The organism is Candidatus Odyssella thessalonicensis L13 (assembly GCF_000190415.1).
In the GTDB taxonomy this organism is placed as follows: Bacteria; Pseudomonadota; Alphaproteobacteria; order Paracaedibacterales; family Paracaedibacteraceae; genus Paracaedibacter; species Paracaedibacter thessalonicensis.
Genome location: NZ_AEWF01000001.1, coordinates 591,783 through 610,948 on the forward strand (window position 1 = coordinate 591,783; position 19,166 = coordinate 610,948).

A 19,166-nucleotide genomic window follows, 5' to 3' on the forward strand; every position below is an offset into this window, starting at 1 on the left:
AACGATGGTAAAGCCATATGGTGGACCTAGTTATTTATACTTTGAAGATAAGAGCTGATTCTTATACTTTTAAATATTAAAAAAAAGTGAAGATTTCTCTGTAAAATTGTTTATGTTAAATCTAACTATTCCTTTTTTCGGATAGCTTCTAAAAAGATTTAAGCTTCACCAATACGCACAATTTCCCAGTGCAGATCATGACCACTGTTTGCCTTAACGCGGGCGCGGACGGTTTCTCCTAAGGTCTCGAGATCGGTGGCAGTACAGTTATCCGTATTAAGCAAGAAGTTACAGTGTTTTTCTGAAACTTGCGCTTGGCCGACCTTTAAACCACGGCAGCCTGCTTCATCAATAAGATTCCACGCACTGAATCCTTCTGGGTTTCTAAAAGTACTTCCGCCTGTGCGCCCTTTAACTGGTTGAGAGGCTTCCCGTTCCGCCAGCAGCGTCTCAAGTCGGCGCTTGATCGCTTGCGGATCACCCATTTCACATTTAAAGCGGGCACGAGTCACAATTTGATCGGCTCTGATATTACTATGGCGATAGGACATAGCCAACTCAGCGGCGGTTAGGCGTTGCACCTGTCCGCCCAGGTCAACCACATCTGCCCAAATCAGTCGATCTTTGGTCTCTGTGCCATAACAGCCTGCGTTCATTTTGACAGCACCGCCAATAGTCCCCGGCACCCCCACTAAGAATTCTAATCCCGATAAGCCCCAGTCGCCACAGGTTAAGGCAACTGTCCGATCAAGCGCCCCTCCTCCAACCTCAATTTCTAAGCCATCGCGTTCAATTGTGGCAAAGCCGCGTCCTAAACGAATGACAACGCCGCGCAGCCCCCCATCTCTGACAAGGAGATTAGAGCCGGCACCAACTATATTGATAGGAATATCGGTGGGACGCTGTTTTAAGAACGAGATCAAATCCTCTAAATCGACCGGTTTAAACAGAACATCGGCGGGGCCGCCTACCCGAAACCAAGTTTGTTCGGCCATCGAAGCTTTGAAAGTATAACGACCGCGAACAATTGGTAAGCTTTGACACCAATCGTTCATGCCACCCCCTCAGCGATGGCAATCTGGTCTTTTCCCAAGGGTAAAATCTCATCAAGTTGCCCTGGAAGCGCCGCAGCCCACTGGGTAATACTCCCCGCCCCTAAGCAGATGACCATATCGCCTGACTCGGCAATTGTGGCAACGAGAGGCGCTAGCTCTTCCGCCTCATTAATGGTATAAATTGCTTCCTTACCGGCGGCACGTACAGCTGCGGCTAAGGCTTCTCCTGTAACCCCCTCAATAGGGGTTTCACCTGCAGAGTAAACTGAAGAGATAATAATTTTATCAGCATGATTAAAGCACGCCGTAAAATCATCAAATAAATGCTTCAATCGAGAATAGCGATGCGGCTGCATAACAGCAATAATTTTTCCTCGGCAAGCTTGGCGGCCGGCTTCCAGCACGGTATTAATTTCAACAGGATGATGAGCATAGTCATCAATCACGGTAACGCCATGGGAAACGCCAACACGCGTAAAGCGACGTTTCACGCCTTTAAAACCAGCGAAAGCTTGACGCACAGCATCATCATCGACGCCCAGCTCTTGGGCAATGGCAACAACGGCCAAACTGTTCTGGACATTATGACGACCGACCATAGGTAAGAAGATATCCTTTATCCGGCGCGGCAGCGCGTGAATCTTACTATTTGAGGTTTGGGTGATGAGAAGATTATTGGCAACAATATCTACATCAAAAAGGATTCCTTCGGCCGTTTCACGCAAGTTTACGGCTCTGACGTTGGCATCTTCTGAATACCCATAGGTAATCAAACGTCGATCATTAATTTCGGGCACCATCGACCTGACCACCGGATGATCGACACACAACACCCCTAAACCATAAAAAGGGATACGTTCAATAAAGGTTACAAATGCATTTCTTAAACTGTCAAAATCCGCATAGAAATCCATATGCTCAGAATCGATATTTGTTACCACAGCAATGGTCGCGGGCAGCCGTAAGAAACTGCCATCTGATTCATCAGCCTCAACAACAATCCACTCCCCTGCTCCTAGGCGAGCATTGGTTCCATAAGAATTAATAATTCCGCCATTAATGACGGTGGGATCTAACCCTGCCGCATCAAACAGCGCAGCGGTCATGGACGTGGTCGTCGTCTTACCATGGGTGCCGCAGATGGCAACAGATTGCTTTAAATGCATCAGTTCCGCCAGCATCTCAGCGCGTCGGATCACCGGAATACGCAAACGCCGCGCTTCCATAACTTCAGGGTTATCAGCTTTAACTGCTGTTGAGACCACGACAACTTGAGCACCCACAACATTTTCAGCCGCATGGCCAATTTGAATGCGCGCCCCTAAAGACCGCAAGCGTTGTACGTTCGGATTTTCACTGACGTCGCTCCCTGTCACCTCATACCCCAGGTTCACGAGAACCTCGGCTATACCACTCATACCTATACCACCAATACCAACAAAGTGAAGCTGCCGAACAGTTTGAGGAGGAACGCGCATATTAATCCATAGCTAAAATGATTTATTGTGATAGTCTAACAAACCCCTTTCAGATACTCAAGTTTATCGTCAAGGGAATCTAAGGTTAAGTGATTATGGTTGCAAAAGATATCAGTTCATCCCTCACAGAAATTTCATATTTTATTTAAAATTTCAATTTAAATGTATCAATATAATAAAAGTATCCTGATCTATTATGGAGACATAACCATGTTAAAATTTTTATTACTGGGGTCAGTTCTGTTAACTTCCACGCTAGCTGCTGACTCTAAAGCAGACCTTGAGTTCACAATGTTGCCGGGCACACCCACCTTACAGCGGCCAGGAAGTCCGGATATCCCCCGCCATTCATACGAGCACAACACTTATGAGCGTCTAAATTCCGCCTTCTTTAAAAGTAATGAAGAAGTGAAAAAACTTAACGACCGTCTAGAAAACGCCGAAAAGCAGATCCTAACGCTAGAAGGATTGGTAGCGTGTAGCAATGCCAATCCGCCATTTTACAAGAAGATAATTCCGGCTGATAAAATCTTAGCTACCTCTTTCATCTTTGCCGCAATCTCCTTTTATGAAATGTATGCCTTTAGTGGCAGTACAGTTTTAGCAATGGGGACTTTTATGTCGACAATGTATTCTTGCTATTGCTTTTTAAAGCTTACCCGTAATGCTGCTAGTGTTGCCGGGAATTCACAGATTATGAGTCGAATCGGATAAAATCGATGAAATAAACTTTACTTTTTCGGAAGATAAAAATGGAACCATCCCCCTCCTCTACTGTCGTATCTGTCATTACTGGTATTATTCAAAGCTTGAGCATTGCCACGACCACCTTAAAACCCCCACCCCCCGACTTTCAGGCTGAGCCGTATGAATCTTATATTTATGAACTTGATTTGTCACCGACTGAAATTGCCTCCATTCCAGAAGAAATTATTGCGGCTTGGAAAGACCATATTTTTCGCACGCGCAATACCTTTAAGACCCTAATACCTGAGGATTCTTTGGCCGGTAAGCTTATTGAGTATGCCAAGAAACCAATAAGTGAGATGGAAGATAAAGTTACTAAGAATGTCTGTGATTTCTATTTCAATCAGACTGACGAGGTAGACCGGATAGCCCTCAATCAAATATGGTCAATTTTCCGGTGGAGCTGGCGAAGAGTGGGCGATTATGTGGCCCATAACTTAGTGGAAGGGGCATTTTTAGGCTATAACGATCAGGAAAACTTTGAGCGCGCCACCCGCTTTAGCTTTCAACGCATGATGCATCACGCGGCGCGTACTGACGCCTTAAGAGAATTAACTTTTCATCAAAGCCACCTATATTTCGTGCGCGACCGCCTCCCCCACATTGAAAAGATGGTCAAACAGCAATCAGAGAAGCACAAATTGTGGCGCTACCGCTGGATGACGGCAGAAAAAGTAAACATTCTTAATGTCGTGCTCAATTTTCAATTAGAACTTTATCAGCATATCTTAGCCACCCTTCCTGACAATAGTTCTAATGAGTTGCGTTATATGGTCCTAAAGAACCATCATAAATTAAATCATATTCTAGCAGAGATTAAGGCTTCCTATTTTAACCAAATGGTTAAAATTAAACCCAAATCTTGGGCAGACCAAAAATGCCAAGACGCTGTTAATTGGCTCGCAGATCGCTTAACTGCATTGAGTACCGAGCCGATTATCTCTTCCCGTCCTTTCTTAGAAGTTTATGCAGAAGCACTTAACGTCATCTGGGAAGTTTATGATCAACTGCTACCTGTGACTTTAAAAGAACGTAATTTTAATGACGCGTTAAGCGATTTCATTAATGCCATCTCAGCAGATAATTTTATTCAAGCTAAATGGATATCCTTAACCACCCTTACCCCGAAAACTAGCTTTAATTGGCTTGAGGAAGCAGCTAACTTTGAAAACTACAAGCGCGCTATTGATCGGCTTATCCATATCCAGAATCAAATGGATGAATTGATTACGCATCTGCATCATATTAATGACAAGCTATTTCAAGCTAATATCGATAAAAATCTGGACTCAAATTCGCTTTACATAAAAGTCAATAATTTAATCTACAGTGTTTGGGATTTACGCAACAAAATTGATGAACTGCGAATTTATTATCGGATGGCCTATTTAAAAAAACTTCGCACAACCGTTAATCTCTGCAGCAAGGATGTATGGGAAAGAGTAAAAGACTCAATTATCAACAAAGCCACCCGTAAAATCTTAGAAGGTAGATTCTTTGACCAAACCGAACAGCAAGAAGAAGTGGTGCGTCGATTAAGAGGGATTATACAGCACTATGAGGAAAAGTTATCGCAGATCAAATTACTGATAAGCGAATTACCCTTTGCCAAAGATTCGCCAGATGCAATTCCGGTAGAATTACTGGTCCCTGTTAATCGAGGCGAAGAATTCTATCCTGTTTTTTATACTTACAGTGCTTATAAGAAAGTCTTTGCCGATAAAAGGGTTATCACAGCTGAAATCATACAGCAAACTTTTTATAATCTTAAACGTATTTGCCGTTTAATGCCGCAGGACGAATTCTGGCAGCAACAACGGCAAGAAATAGAAAAGTATATCCATCTTGACCGTCAATTTGAAAAGTTATCTCTTCTAGTTAATATCTATAGCCAGATGCCAGGCGAGCATCCATTGTCTGAAAATTATAAGTTACTCAGTCATATTCGCGAGACAGCAAAACAATGCCGAGAAGACATGCCCTGTTATTTCCATAAATATGTTACGTCAGAATGGAATCGCCGCACGTCACTTAATTTGGAAAGAGTAACAAGTAGCCTATCTAATAAAGCTTCCCGCCTTAAGGAGGAAGGAAAGCTGTTTGATGACACAAAAGAGTTTACCGAGATTTACCCAGAACTTATGGAAACTCTCGACCGCCTGGCGCGAAAGCTGGAGGATAAGATCAGTCTAAGTTATCAGAAATGTGACGGGATTATGGTTGGCAATATTTTGCTGCCTGTTCCTCCTCAAAATTCTCAACCCTCTACTCGAAGCAAACGACGTGATAAGCGTTCCCGTAGCTTACTTCTTCTAGAGCCTAAAGGCGAGGAAAAGATATCTTAAGATTAAAAGGTATATCGTCTTAAAGAAGATAAGGGGTAATATTTTATAAGAAAGGGGCTACTTAAAGAAGATTACCTCTAATTACCATACTGCTCAATAGAGGCAATAGAGACTTTAAAAGACAACCTAAGGAAAATAAGCAAGATTTTTTACGACAATTATAAAAAAGAAAGGTAGTAGAGTTTTAAAATCGACAAAAGGAACAACTTAGCCATGACAGTAGATATTAACTCTTTATATGCTTACCTAGTTGGTCATTGCAAAGTTTCATTACATTTACTTGAAACCTTACAACTTAATTGCTTATAGATAGTGATATTGAAAACGCTATTTATGCTTCGAAGAGATATCCCTTACTATTTGGCCCTCACCCCATAAGCCCTCAAGCGGAGTTTTAATGACACTAAATTATTTGCCTAATTAATATAACAACTGATTATCAAAATATACCAACTAAGAAAGTTAATAATGACAAAATTACTTTGCAAAATATATTATAATACCGCATCAATTTTTGCCTTATCCTTTAGTCTTGCCGCAGCTATGGATGTGGGCCCGCACCAAGAAACAAAAAAAGAAACTGATTACCAAACTGAGACCGCTGCTACCCCGAAGGTAATCTCAAGCTTAGCTAAAGCCGGGGTTGAGCCAATAAAAGCCCAAGAAAGTCAAGACGCTCCCACAGCCTTATCAGATGCTAAAGGACACCGAGATATTAACAACTTATCTATGGAAGACCTACAGACTGAAGCTGCGGCCGGCAACCCTGAGGCTCAGTTAAATTTGGCAAAATGCTATGAGAAAGGAAAAGGCATCCCTGTAGATTTCAATACCGCCTTTATGTGGTATCACCAGGCTGCTGCACAAGGATATGCACCTGCTCAATATAAAATAGGTTACTTCTACTGGGAGGGCAAATATATTGCTAAGAGTTATGAAAAAGCCATCGAATGGTTTTTCAAGGCAGCACAAAAAGGATATGCAAATGCTCTATGTTTACTAGGTATGGCTCATTGGTTAGGTAAAGGTGTAGAGAGGAATGAAAAGAAAGCCATTGAGTTTTTAACGCAGGCTGCTGCGCAGGGCCATAAAGAGGCTCAATATAATTTAGGCGTGACTTATTATGAATGTAAAGATTTACCTAGAGATGAAAAGAAAGCTGTTGACTACTGGCTCAAAGCTGCTGCGCAGGGATTCGCCGGTGCTCAGCGTTGCTTGGGAACTTGTCACATGCGTGGCAGCGGGGTAGCTAAGGATGAAAGCAAGGCCATTGAGTACTGGTGCAAGGCTGCTATTCAAGAGGATTCACGCGCTAAAAAGAAGATAACTCTGCACTTAGGGAAATTGCAAAATATTGCTGCTACCCCTATTGGCACAGCACAACCGATTCTTGAAATTCTGCATCAGTTGGCGCTCACTCTTAAAGATAAAAAGGATGCAGGCCTGATTTCTAATAAGGAGTGCTATATTCTAGAGCAGGTCAATAATCTAGAATCAATTATCCTGCAAGAAAAGATGGCAACATTTGCGACAGAGCTCTCTGAGATTATCTTAGCCTTTAACAGTCCAGGGTTTATGGTTAAATTTAGCAACCCAAAGAAGATTGCTGATTTTACCGAGATGAACAGTGAGCGAGAAATCCAAAGATACAGCCGTCTTGATGATTTAGTGTGTTGGGGACAGAATGCTGTTAAAATCGCTGATCTTTTACATCAAAAACTATTTGAGGAAAATAAAAAGGATTCACTTAGCTTTGCTCAAATGGAAGATCTGATAGCGGACAGATTAAATATAATCTCTCAAAGTATCACCTCCCTTAGAGTCGTCAGAGAAACAGTAAATGCCCTCATAAAATCTTATAAGCCCGATCGTAATGATGAAGAATTCCAGCAAGAACAGAAGAGAGATCGAGGTGAATTGATCAAGTCTTACCGAGGAGAGGATGAAATAATCGCTACTACACTGGAAAATATCCTCCTTTTTGAGGCACCCAGCGGAAGTCGCAATTCTATCCTAAGATATTACGTTGATAGACTGATTTCTATTAACCGTGCTTTAGAGGAGCAGCAAGTGACTTATAAGTTTTTTAAAACGCAGAGTAATACAATTAACTTTCTTAAATCTCAGTTACTAGCAATTCTTAAACAAGGTGTAAATGAGCGCAACAATCGCTTAAAAGATCTTTGCCCATGGTTAGCTTAGGCTAACCCTCCCTTCTTACTCAGCGCCTTAAAAGGCGCTAGCTTAATCCCCACAAAGGTATTTAATGAAAAATGGACAGCAAGAAAAACATAGAAAAGTGGAAGGGAAGCTGTTTGATGAAACAAAAGAGTTTACCGAGATTTATCCAGAACTTATGGATATTCTCGCCCGCCTGGCGCGAAAGTTGAAGGATAAGATCAGCCCAAGTCATCAGCAATGTGACGGGATTATGGTTGACAATATTTTGCCACCTGTTCCCCCTCAAAATTCTCAACCCTCTACTCGAGGCAAACGACGCGATAAGCGCTCCCGCAGTTCACTTCTTCTTGAACCTAGAGGCGAGAAAAAGACATCCTAAACTTTGAAGAATCAATTGATTAGGTGTACATGCCAGCATGTTTACTGCCAACCTTTATAATTCATATTGACACTATTATAAAATTTTACTTAAAGTGACTTGAAATTTAATTTAAAGGTGATAAATGCTTAAATCTTTCCTAAAATTCAGTTTATTATTGGGAATTTTTCCAGTAGCGAGCGCGGAGTATCTTATTAATGGTAACTCAGTTAAAAATATACTAAGAGGAACCACCCCAGGCATCCATACAATTCATGCATGTTCAGGCTGCGACGACGATGCAGCTATTATTACCATGGACAATAATTCTATTGAGATCAGGTGGGATCAAGTCAACTGTAATTATAATGATTTCGGCCAGCGAAAGCTTGAAAGCAAGAGCGGAGTCTTAGCTACCTCTATCCTTAAATGTCCCTCTTTCCAAGATCAAGGCGGCTTGTTAGGCAACTCAAATACTCCGGTAGTTACCCTATACCTGAAAACAGCAGAGTTTATGCAAACCTCTCTTAATTTTAAGGATTCTCTTAAAATCTTACCTATTAATTCTTCCGCGGCCTTTCAAGGAATCGAATTAACCAAAAGAAATGGCACTATTTATCCTCTTATGGATGGTCAATGGGATTACACTACTCCCAACAGTGTTATTAAGAGTCTTAGCCTAAAGGAAGGCTTTCTAATTGTGGGATGTGATATAGGTTTCATCTTTGATACCACCCGCCTCAAGGCGTAGCTAGACTTATTAAAAGATATCTAATAAACAAGGGTGCATCCCTTCTTTTATTAAAGAGGAAGGGCTGCATCAAATTACCATTCATTTAGAGGACTCAGTTATAGTTTGTCTTTTACCGCTTAAGGGAATTGAAAGCCCTGATAATATTAATACCCTTCTGGGAGGTAGGTCTACTATTCCATTCTCTGACTCTCTCATCATAGTATATATGCTTTAAGACCACTCTGCAATCTCCCTTACAACAATAAGTGGATAAGATTGGGGCCGCTTAATACCATCATTAATGACCTCAAATCATCCTTAACAAAAGTTCTCCTAGACCTTTAAGGTGAAACCGCATAAACTAGGCGCAAATAATTCTATTGAAACGACAGAAGAATGGACCTTAAGAACACCGTCTTTTTACCTAAAACTGACTTTCCCATGAAAGCAAGCCTGGCGACCCGTGAACCTGAATTACTAGCCTATTGGAAAGAAATCAATCTTTACCAGAAATTACGTTCACAATCCCAAGGCCGGAAAAGGTTTATTCTTCATTTTGGCCCCCCTTATGCCAATGGCCACATTCATATTGGTCATGCGTTGTCTGAAACCTTAAAAGACGTCATTAACAAGACCTACCAAATGAAAGGCTTTGATGCCCCCATGGTTCCGGGTTGGGATTGCCATGGCTTGCCCATTGAGTGGAAAGTTGAAGAAGGCTACCGGGCAAGTGGCCGCAATAAAGATGAAGTTCCCATTCTCGAATTCCGCGCTGAATGTCGCGCTTTTGCAGATAAATGGATCCCTATTCAAAGCCAAGAGTTTCAACGCTTAGGGATTATTGCCGACTGGGATAATCCTTATATTACAATGACGTATGCCGCCGAAGGCCGCACCGTTGAGCAGCTAGGAAAATTCCTCTTAAATGGCAGCCTCTATCGCGGCCTAAAGCCAGTGATGTGGTCGGTTGTAGAGAAAACTGCTCTGGCTGAAGCGGAGGTCGAATATAAGGATCATACCTCTGATTCGATCTATGTTTCCTTCCCTATTGTCCAAGCTAACCATCCAGCCTTGACAGATGTCTGTGCGATTATCTGGACAACAACACCGTGGACATTGCCAGGCAACCGTGCCATTGCTTTCGGCCAGGATTTTGACTATGTCATTATCCAGAACAATGATTCAGGCAAGAAATATCTCCTCGCTCAAGCATTGAAAGAAACTGTTTGTGCGGCCTTGGAATGGTCAAACCTTCAAACGCTTACCACCTTAAAAGGAAGAGATCTGATAGGTACTCAGGCTCACCATCCTTTACATGGAAAAGGGTATGATTTTGCTGTACCATTTATTCACGGTGACCATGTAACTACCGAAGCCGGAACTGGATTAGTGCATACGGCTCCCGGCCATGGGGTCGAAGACTTTGAGGTCGGCAAGGCCAATGGTATTGAAATTGCGCAGCCAGTAGGTCCTGATGGTATTTATTATGACCACGTGCCGTTATTTGCCGGTCTACATGTTTACAAAGCCAATCCTAGTGTAATGGCGGCACTCACTGAAGCCGGGCATCTTCTGCATGCTGGTAAAATTCTGCACAGCTACCCCCATTCATGGCGCTCCAAGGCCCCTCTAATTTTCCGGGCCACTTCACAATGGTTTATTAGCATGGATAGCACTGGCTTACGCGATAAAGCGCTTCAAGCCATTGAGACCGTCGAGTGGTATCCCGGACAAGGTAAAAACCGTATTAAGTCGATGGTTGAAGGACGGCCTGACTGGTGTGTGTCCCGACAACGCGCCTGGGGAACGCCGATCACCTTGTTTGTGCACAAGCAGTCAGGTGACGTGTTGCGAGATCCTGAAGTCTTAGCTCGTATTGTTGAAGCTATTCATCAAGAAGGTGGTGATGCGTGGTTTTCCAGCTCCCCGGAAAGGTTCCTAGGAGATAAATACAATGCCAACGATTACGAACAAGTTAAAGATATTCTTGACGTATGGTTCGACAGTGGCTGTAGTCATGAATTCGTTTTGAAAGATCGCGCTGAATTGTCTTGGCCCGCTGATCTTTATTTAGAAGGATCAGACCAACATCGTGGCTGGTTCCAGTCTTCCTTACTGGAGGCCTGTGGTACAGAGGGCCAATCGCCTTACCGTAAAGTTTTGACCCATGGCTTTGTTCTAGATGAAAAAGGCTACAAGATGTCAAAGTCACTCGGCAATGTGGTCGCGCCTGAACAAGTCATTAGCAAGCAAGGTGCTGACCTATTACGCTTATGGATTGTCTCGGCCGATTATTCGGATGATATGCGCATTGGTCCAGAGATTCTCAGACAACAAGAAGATATTTATCGCCGTCTACGCAATACCTTGCGCTATCTATTAGGGGCGTTAGAAGGTTATAGTGATGCTGAACGGATTGAAGTTGCCGCTATGCCCGAGCTGGAACAATGGATCTTCCATAAGCTGGCCGAGTTGCAAGCCTTGCATGACCGCAGCTTAGAAGAATTTGATCTGACCAGCTTTTATTATGCTCTGCATAATTTCTGTGCCTCAGATTTATCTGCTTTCTACTTTGACATTCGCAAAGATTGCTTATATTGTGATCCTGTCTCTAGCGGGCGCCGCAAGGCTACCCGCACGGCAATGCATTATATTTTTGAACATTTAGTTCATTGGTTAGCCCCTGTACTCAGCTTTACGGCCGAGGAAGCCTTCCTCACCCGCCATGGCAAGACAGGCTCGAGCATTCATTTGCAGGTGTTTCCTAGCATAGGCGAGAGCTGGCTTAACCCTGACTTAGGAAAAAGATGGGATAAACTTCGTCATCTGCGTCGGGTGATTACGGGTGCTTTAGAAATTGAAAGAGCAGCCAAAACAATTGGATCAAGTTTGCAAGCGCATGTAACAGTTTTTGCTAACAAAACTCTGGCCAGCTTTTTGGAAGAATTTGATTTAGCAGAGCTCGGGATCACGTCAGGGGCAAGCATCACTATTGCTCAGCCTCCAGCCCAAGCTTTTACATTAGATGATGTTCCGGATATCGGCGTTATTGTATCTTCGGCTGAGGGGGACAAGTGTGTCCGCTGTTGGCGAGTGTTAGAGGAAGTATCAAGCCACGATAACTCTTTATGTCATCGCTGTGATGAGGCGGTTAGCCTATGAAGTCCTTAAGAATTATTGGCCTGATTTGTGCGTTCGTGCTGTTGGTCGCAGATCAAGCAAGTAAACAAGCTGTTCTCCACTGGTTTTATAATGGGGGACAGGCCCTTACGGTAACCCCATTCTTTAATATAATCTTGGCATTTAATCGGGGCGTCAGTTTTGGAATGCTTCATGCGGATAGCCCGTATGGGGTTTATGCATTACTTACTCTGGCGGTCATCTTATCCTTTCTGGTGGGGAACTGGTTATGGCATGCTGAAAACAAGATTCAGAGCATTTGCTTTGGAATGATCCTAGGCGGAGCTCTGGGGAACATCTACGATCGCGTCGCCTATGGGGCTGTTGTTGATTTTCTTGACTTTCATGTCCTGGGGTATCATTGGTATACTTTTAACATCGCCGATTGTGGAATCGTGATTGGCGCGATATTATTACTTATAGATTTGGTCTTTTTAACCAAAAAAAGGGATTCTAATTAATGAATAGAAAGATTTTATTGCTTAGCCTTAGTATAACAACAATTTTCATCCAAGGCTGCAGCTCCATAAAACATAACCTTGGCTTAGATCACTATCAAGCTGACGAATACTCCATCCCAACAACCCCCCCCTTATCTATGCCACCGGATCACAATTTACGGGCACCTGAGATTCAAGCCCATCCTACAGGCTATATCCCGACTAAAAAGCAAGCTCAAGCAACCTTAGGGACAACTTCTAAGAGTACCTCCAGCGAAACAGAGCAAAGCTTTATAAGGAATATCGCAAAGGGCCAGGAAACTGACCCTAATATCCGGGCGACCTTGGACGCAGAAGCTAAAACTGAACAAGGTGCTCTTGAGAAGATCAGCAATTGGGGCAAAGAGGCTGTTGAGAACATTCGAGGCGACAACAAAGCTTCCTCCCCGGCTTCCAGTGCCAAGAAAAACCCAGCTCAAACCAGGTAATTATGCTTATGATTATGACTGCGCCTGCAACAAGAAATTATTTTTTGACAAATAAATTTGATTGCCTTGATAAACACAGGCGCAGTTCGGCTTTCGGGATAATAGCTTTATCTCTCAGCCTGTTGATAGGAACCCCTTTTATGACCCAAAACATTTCTGCAAAAGAACACCTTGAAAACGTTCGTCCACCTTCAGTAAAAGTGCTTGACTATAAAACCACTCTTGGCATTAGTGGCTGGCATGTAGAAGCTATGGATATCCCAGTTCTAACCATCTCAGTATGTTTTCGCAATGCCGGGGATAAGAACGATCCAGCAGGTTTGGCAGGGTTAGCAGAATTCTTATGCAATATGATTGATGAGGGGGCGGGCGAGTATAACTCCGTCAACTTTAAGGGATTATTGTTGGAAAAAAACATTCGTTTATCTATTTCTCAAAATTCAGATTCCATTTTTGTCAATTTACGTAGCACCAGGGATAATATTAAAGACTTGTTTGAGATTCTAAAACTGATCTTAACAAAACCACGCTTTGATGATGATGCTTTGGCCCGAGTAAAAAAGCAAATCTTAACCAGCTTGCAGCAGAGCCTGCATTCAGAGAATCAGATAGCATCCGATAGCTTTAATCAGCAAGCGTTTCCACAGCATCCGTACGGACGTAGCACCCAAACCGAAATAGCCGGCATCCAGAAAATCGCCAAAGCGGATCTTCAAAGATATATGAGAGAAAGATTAGCGCTTGATCAAATCCGGATTACCTCAGCAGGCAGTATCTCTGTCGAGGATTTAAAGGCTTGTATTGATACGGCTTTCAAAGACTTGCCTGCGACAGCGGCTCCGAGCACAGTGCAGGATATTGAACCGACTTACACGGGACAAATTAACGTTGTTGATATGGATATTCCTCAGAGTGTTATCCTATTTTATCAGCCGGGCCTGGCGCGAAAAGATAAAGATTTTTATGCAGCGTATGTACTGTTAAAGATTTTAGGAGACGGTGGCTTTAAGTCTCGCCTTTGGGACGAAGTGCGTGAAAACCGCGGCCTGGCCTATGGAATCGACAGCGATCTGCGCTGGTCGCAACATAGCTATTATACGATAGGATCAACCGCCACCGCTAATGCTAACGCCGGCCAAGTTGTTGAGATTATCCGCAAGGAATGGGAAAAGATTAAAGACAAAGGTGTTACCCAAAAAGAGGTCGACTTTGCCATTGAGCGCTTGACGGGTGCCTTTCCTCTCGGCTTTAGCTCTACTCCTCAGATTGTTGGATTACTCAACAATTATCAACAAGATGGCTTAGATACGGACTTTATTAATCGCCGTAATGATCAAATCCGTAAAGTAACAGTCGACGATGTCAATCGAATGGCTAAAACTCTGATTCAACCTGATAAACTTTCGTTCATTATCGTGGGGAAACCTGAAGGCCTAAAAAGTCATAAAAGCGCATCAATAAAGGGCGCTAAATAATGGTTAAACTTTCTACAATAGGTATGTCTTTAATGCTTGCACTCTCGACCCCGGCCGTATCTGAGATTTTTAAGCCCAAAACAGCAAAACTTGATAATGGCATGGAAATCGTTCTTATTGAGAACCATTTAGCCCCTGTCGTCTCAGTGGCCTTAGTTTACAAAGTAGGTACGGCTGATGATCCTGTCGATATGATTGGCTTGTCCCATTTCCTTGAGCATCTGATGTTCAAAGGCACCCATAAGGTTCCTGCTGGGGCCTTCAAAGAAAAAATTATTAGCAAAGGCGGGTTGATCAACGCTTACACGACCCAAGACGTTACTGTTTACAGGTGCGATATCGCTGTTGAGAATGATCTGGGCAATTTGGACATGGTTCTGGGGATTGAAGCCGATCGCATGGCAAACTTGATCTTCGATGAGAAGGAAACAAAGGCCGAACAAAAAGTTGTCATGGAAGAACGTCGGATGCGTTTAGACAATAATCCTCTGGGGGCTGCTTATGAAACCATCTTACGGTCTCTATTTAAGTACCATCCGTATGGTATCCCCACCATTGGTTACCCGCAGCATATAGAAGCTTATACCAACGAGGCTGCTAAAAACCATTACCATAAATGGTATACCCCTAATAATGCAGTCTTGATTATCTCTGGGGATGTGACGTTGGATAAACTTCTACCCATTGTGCAGAAGCATTTTAATGCGATTAAAGCAAGACCGATACCGCAGCGCAAACGAGTAAAAGATCCTGTTGATAAAGGCGTTACCCAAGAGATCCGCATTCAAAGCCCGCGCATTAGCTTTGTCAACTTTGATTGGTATTATCGTGCGCCCAACCATAACAGCAGTAAAAATGAGCACTATTACCCTTTAATAGTTTTATCTCAGATCCTAGGCGGTAATGCTAATAGTCGACTTTATAAAGAGCTTGTTGACAAGAGTGGAATTGCCTTAGAAGCAAGTGCCCATTATGAAGATGAATCCATTGACCCCAAACATTTTGAAATTACAGCAACCCTTCATCCGGATTATCAACCAGAAGAGCTCAAAGCAGCGGTTGAAAAACAAGTCAAGCTGCTGCTTGATAAAGGCATCACGAAAGAAGAATTAAAAATAGCGCAACGGGACCTCCTGGCCGGCCTTGCCTTTGCCCGGGATGGTAATAGTGGTGCGATTAATGCCTTTAAACGCCTGGCTTTTGGCTTTACTGTAGCTGAGATTGAGCGCTATCCAGAACTTATTCGCGCTGTAACTGTTGAGCAAGTAAATGCTGCTGCCAAAGCTATCCTCGGTGGCGGGGCCTCTGTCTACTCCGAAGTTCACCCTGAAAAAAGTTAATTAGCCTTTCTAGGTGGCAAAAGAGGGGAAAAATCCCCTCCCCTTCCTTTAACTATCTAAAAACAAAGCACCAGAGCGTAACAGCAAGCTTTTCTCCAAACGCAGGAAGTGCTACCTCTTTTACACAGAGCTATCTTTGAAGAGTACCGTAAATAAAGGCAACGCTTAAACCTGTTATTTAAGCTGGGCGGCGCTAGCTATCATTTATCCCTAAAGAGTTCTTTTAGAAGTCATTATTTTAAGTTATGTATTTATTGACTCAAGTTAGCCATTGAGAGCAGCTTAGCTGGCTCATCATTTTAAGGTTTATACATTAGCGAGTTTAATCCTAATAACTTTAAGCAACACATTATTTTTTATGGTTTTTCTGATTGTAATTTTACGTAGAACCCCCATATAGAAGCTAGATAGATTAAATCAAACCGTAAATCAAGTAAATTTAAAATGAAGAAAACTATGAAAAGCCATTTATATCTCTCATCTTCCCTAATTCTGAGCCTATTTGCCCCCCTGCCATCTTCAACAGCAATGGAGGCACCTGCTGTAATAGGAGGTCCCGTACCAGAAATCGCCGAAAGAGGTGCATTAGAATATGCAGAGTTTATATCCTTATTTGAGCAGTACCCTATTAATGTTCAAGACATTACAGAGGCAAGAGAACAAAATCATGCAGATAATCCAAACTCTGCTGCTCAAAGCCAATTGCTGCCTTTAATGGACAAAAGATTAATTGATATTCCTGAATTTAGGAAATTTTTTATAGGTGCTCTTGGAAGTGGCGAAGTGTCTAAATATATAGAAAACCACCTATTCTCAACTCCTATGATGCAGTACTATATTGAGAGGGTTGATGCAATTTTTAGAGAGACGTTTTTGCGTCTTTATCAAATGGCGCAGGATGATCTGCAACAAACACGTTTAGCCTCGTCCTTTTCAAAGTTATATTTTATCAGTTTTATTTCTTATCTCGCTCCAGGTTATGATCAAAGATCAACGACCTCTTTATTCTCTGCTCTTCTATTGCATGCTAATAAAAAACAGATATCTTTCGCGCGGTTCTTATTAAGCAGCCCTAATATTAATGTAGTTTACAATTATCTTTATAGTGAAGGTATAACAAAAACAGGATTGGATGTTGCTAAATATAATGATGTTCTAGAAATGCTTCAAGCTGACTGGGATAATGAAGTAAGGAGTAATCGCTCTAAAGAGCCTGGAAGAGCGCTGAACAATAAAAGACAGAGAGAGGAAGAGATAGAAAAGGATAGGCAGCAGCCAAATGGTCAAGATCACCTCCCTCAACCAGCCCATAAAAAATTAAAGGTTCCTTCGCCCCAGCTATTGGCTCAACCTGGTGGGATTCCTGTTCCTCCACAGCCGACACCTGCTGCGCTACCGCCCGTCCCTCAACACGCTCCAGCTCATGAGCAAGCTCCAGTTATCATTCCTGATAATATAGACCCGCGCATCGTTGAATATCATGAAATTAAGACTCTGATAAAAAAGCAGCGGGTTGAATTAGCGGAATCTCTCGGTATAGTTACAATTCGCAAGGAGCGACTTCTTGCTTTAAGGCGATCCAATGCTAAACGGGGAGATATAACATGGACGATGCTACAGATAAGCTCGATGGAGGGAAAGATACAGGAGCTACAGCAAAAGCTTACCGAGAATATTTCTAAGCGACAATCTCTTAAAGAGATGATTTCTCAGGATTCTACGCTTACAACGCAATATCAACAATTATGTAGGGCTCAAAAAGGAAACACACCTCAGCCCCAACGTGCACCATCACCCCCTCAGGTTCCTGCAGTCGTTGCGCCGCAACCGCCTAAACCTGCGGCCATATCTCCAGCCGCTGCCCGACAACCGTCAAGAAGTTCCACCATGCCTCGCGCTGGGGGACAGCAAATAGCTCAGATTCCCCAAATGAAGGATCAACGTCCTCTCTTGCCGGCTCAGGTTCCCCAAGTGACTGTTCCGCGACTACCGTTACCGCCCTTAGTTCAGCACAGGAATGCCCAACAGTTACCTCCCGCTCCCGCTGCTCCACAGGCAGAACCTTTTGTTTGGCTGCCTCCTCTGCTGCAACTTGTTCCTTTCCCGGACCGTCAACAACCACCCCAGGCCGCTGCCGTGGCGCCCGCACTACGCCCACAACCACCCCAGGCCGCTGCCGTGGCGCCCGCACTACGCCCACAACCGCCCAAAGCTGCTGCCGCTGCGCCAGCACCCCGCCCACAACTGTTTCCAAGGGCCGCCGTTCCTGCTCCAGCCCGGCGCACACAACCACCCCAAGCCGCCGCCGTTCCGCCAGCCCCACGCCCACAACCGCCCAAAGCCGCTGCCGTCCCTCCCGCTGCTGCACAGCAAATACAAGTTTTGGGTGCCCCCCCGCAAGCAGTCTCAGCTGCAACAATAGCTTTAAGTATTGAAGTAACTAGAAACGCTAAAGGGGAAGTATGCTTCATCAATAAGTTCAATAATACAAGATTTTATGGTGATTATTTGCCAGCCCGTTCTGCAAATGAGCAACAGCGCCAAGAGTTAAGGGAGATAATAGAGCACCTCTTTAGTTTGGCATTCGCTAAAAAGATCTCCCAAGAAAACTTTGCCATTGCCTATAATGTCATTGATGTCATTGGTACAGCTCTTAAAGAAAACAAGGAAATTTGCCAGGATCTTTATAACAAATTCATAATTGGTAAGAATTATTTACAATATACCAATGATCCGCGGATTATACTTCATTTTGAACTAAGTGATATGCAAGCGCAGGATCGTATCCCTGCTATCTATAACACGCTGAGCCTAGCTTATAAATTTGCCCTTGAGCATAACTTGCTGGAAGACTTTTTCACCCATGCATTTCTTGAGAAAATTGAAGGATACGGCTGTTTAGATGCTGCTCAGAAGTTTATCATTAATTGGTTAGAGACAACCATGGAGAAGATTAAGCGCCGCACTGAAATTAACATGCAGCCTGAACCAGCAACTGAAGAGATGATTTACAGAACTATACAGGAAGTTTATGAGGCAGCAAAAGTACAGAACAATCTTGATTGTTTAGGAGGGAAGACCTTTGCTCAATATGAACAAGAATTGAGAAGAAATTACTCCGATACGAAACCACAAGAGCTAACATTACAACTAGAGGAAGCTAAAAGTAAAATGATTGCCAGTTTGAAGGAAGTTTTTAAGGCTAAAGTATTTGAGCAGCTTGAAGAACTCAATTACATCCCTGATCCGAAATTAATAGAAGACTGTTGGCAAACCATCTTCCCTGAGTAAAGCGTAGCCCGCTTAGGGTTTAACGCGCTCCCGCTGATTACTAAGTTTGCTCTGA

Annotated in this window: 13 protein-coding genes; 11 read left to right on the plus strand and 2 right to left on the minus strand. The window is 43.2% G+C overall.

All coding sequences use genetic code 11. The annotated features are described in order from the left end of the window. Nucleotides 1-158: 158 nt before the first annotated feature. Nucleotides 159-1,055, minus strand: a complete 897-nt coding sequence (gene murB, locus HMO_RS0102875) for a UDP-N-acetylmuramate dehydrogenase (RefSeq protein ID WP_010298510.1) — start codon at nucleotides 1,053-1,055, stop codon at nucleotides 159-161. After that, nucleotides 1,052-2,533: a UDP-N-acetylmuramate--L-alanine ligase gene (gene murC, locus HMO_RS0102880; RefSeq protein ID WP_010298512.1), complete on the minus strand. Its 1,482-nt coding sequence runs from the start codon at nucleotides 2,531-2,533 to the stop codon at nucleotides 1,052-1,054. Before murC ends, murB begins: the two co-directional genes overlap by 4 nt. A gap of 210 nt (nucleotides 2,534-2,743) precedes the next feature. On the opposite strand from murC, the gene HMO_RS0102885 reads away from it, so the two are divergent. The 11 genes from HMO_RS0102885 to HMO_RS0102935 all read left to right on the plus strand — a co-directional run bounded on the left by HMO_RS0102885 (nucleotide 2,744) and on the right by HMO_RS0102935 (nucleotide 19,111). Then, nucleotides 2,744-3,247, plus strand: coding sequence for a hypothetical protein (locus tag HMO_RS0102885; RefSeq protein ID WP_010298514.1), 504 nt, complete (start codon nucleotides 2,744-2,746; stop codon nucleotides 3,245-3,247). Nucleotides 3,248-3,285: 38 nt separating this feature from the next. After that, nucleotides 3,286-5,625 (plus strand): hypothetical protein, encoded by a 2,340-nt coding sequence (locus HMO_RS0102890; RefSeq protein WP_010298515.1) that lies wholly within the window; start codon nucleotides 3,286-3,288, stop codon nucleotides 5,623-5,625. Nucleotides 5,626-6,093: 468 nt separating this feature from the next. After that, nucleotides 6,094-7,827, plus strand: coding sequence for a tetratricopeptide repeat protein (locus HMO_RS15400; protein WP_010298516.1), 1,734 nt, complete (start codon nucleotides 6,094-6,096; stop codon nucleotides 7,825-7,827). Nucleotides 7,828-7,891: 64 nt separating this feature from the next. Then, on the plus strand, nucleotides 7,892-8,185 hold the full coding sequence (locus HMO_RS0102900) for a hypothetical protein (RefSeq protein ID WP_010298517.1): 294 nt from the start codon (nucleotides 7,892-7,894) through the stop codon (nucleotides 8,183-8,185). Between the two features lie 124 nt (nucleotides 8,186-8,309). Further along, nucleotides 8,310-8,915, plus strand: a complete 606-nt coding sequence (locus HMO_RS0102905) for a hypothetical protein (RefSeq protein ID WP_010298518.1) — start codon at nucleotides 8,310-8,312, stop codon at nucleotides 8,913-8,915. Between the two features lie 378 nt (nucleotides 8,916-9,293). Beyond that, entirely contained in the window at nucleotides 9,294-12,059 is a 2,766-nt protein-coding gene (ileS, locus tag HMO_RS0102910; protein WP_010298519.1) for an isoleucine--tRNA ligase, read from the plus strand. After that, nucleotides 12,056-12,538 (plus strand): signal peptidase II, encoded by a 483-nt coding sequence (lspA, locus tag HMO_RS0102915; protein WP_010298520.1) that lies wholly within the window; start codon nucleotides 12,056-12,058, stop codon nucleotides 12,536-12,538. The genes ileS and lspA overlap by 4 nt, the downstream gene beginning before the upstream one ends. After that, complete coding sequence (locus HMO_RS0102920; protein ID WP_010298522.1) at nucleotides 12,538-13,005, plus strand: DUF3035 domain-containing protein; 468 nt, start codon at nucleotides 12,538-12,540, stop codon at nucleotides 13,003-13,005. Before lspA ends, HMO_RS0102920 begins: the two co-directional genes overlap by 1 nt. 140 nt (nucleotides 13,006-13,145) lie before the next feature. Continuing rightward, complete coding sequence (locus tag HMO_RS13565) at nucleotides 13,146-14,480, plus strand: M16 family metallopeptidase (protein WP_175282080.1); 1,335 nt, start codon at nucleotides 13,146-13,148, stop codon at nucleotides 14,478-14,480. Next, on the plus strand, nucleotides 14,480-15,820 hold the full coding sequence (locus HMO_RS13570) for a M16 family metallopeptidase (RefSeq protein ID WP_010298526.1): 1,341 nt from the start codon (nucleotides 14,480-14,482) through the stop codon (nucleotides 15,818-15,820). The genes HMO_RS13565 and HMO_RS13570 overlap by 1 nt, the downstream gene beginning before the upstream one ends. A gap of 456 nt (nucleotides 15,821-16,276) precedes the next feature. Next, nucleotides 16,277-19,111: a hypothetical protein gene (locus HMO_RS0102935; protein WP_029448271.1), complete on the plus strand. Its 2,835-nt coding sequence runs from the start codon at nucleotides 16,277-16,279 to the stop codon at nucleotides 19,109-19,111. Nucleotides 19,112-19,166: the final 55 nt, after the last annotated feature.

Coding starts and splice junctions, on each gene's coding strand:
- murB (WP_010298510.1), bottom strand. CDS start 1,055: ATGAACGATTGGTGTCAAAGCTTACCAATTGTTCGCGGTCGTTATACT.
- murC (WP_010298512.1), bottom strand. CDS start 2,533: ATGCGCGTTCCTCCTCAAACTGTTCGGCAGCTTCACTTTGTTGGTATT.
- HMO_RS0102885 (WP_010298514.1), top strand. CDS start 2,744: ATGTTAAAATTTTTATTACTGGGGTCAGTTCTGTTAACTTCCACGCTA.
- HMO_RS0102890 (WP_010298515.1), top strand. CDS start 3,286: ATGGAACCATCCCCCTCCTCTACTGTCGTATCTGTCATTACTGGTATT.
- HMO_RS15400 (WP_010298516.1), top strand. CDS start 6,094: ATGACAAAATTACTTTGCAAAATATATTATAATACCGCATCAATTTTT.
- HMO_RS0102900 (WP_010298517.1), top strand. CDS start 7,892: ATGAAAAATGGACAGCAAGAAAAACATAGAAAAGTGGAAGGGAAGCTG.
- HMO_RS0102905 (WP_010298518.1), top strand. CDS start 8,310: ATGCTTAAATCTTTCCTAAAATTCAGTTTATTATTGGGAATTTTTCCA.
- ileS (WP_010298519.1), top strand. CDS start 9,294: ATGGACCTTAAGAACACCGTCTTTTTACCTAAAACTGACTTTCCCATG.
- lspA (WP_010298520.1), top strand. CDS start 12,056: ATGAAGTCCTTAAGAATTATTGGCCTGATTTGTGCGTTCGTGCTGTTG.
- HMO_RS0102920 (WP_010298522.1), top strand. CDS start 12,538: ATGAATAGAAAGATTTTATTGCTTAGCCTTAGTATAACAACAATTTTC.
- HMO_RS13565 (WP_175282080.1), top strand. CDS start 13,146: ATGACCCAAAACATTTCTGCAAAAGAACACCTTGAAAACGTTCGTCCA.
- HMO_RS13570 (WP_010298526.1), top strand. CDS start 14,480: ATGGTTAAACTTTCTACAATAGGTATGTCTTTAATGCTTGCACTCTCG.
- HMO_RS0102935 (WP_029448271.1), top strand. CDS start 16,277: ATGAAAAGCCATTTATATCTCTCATCTTCCCTAATTCTGAGCCTATTT.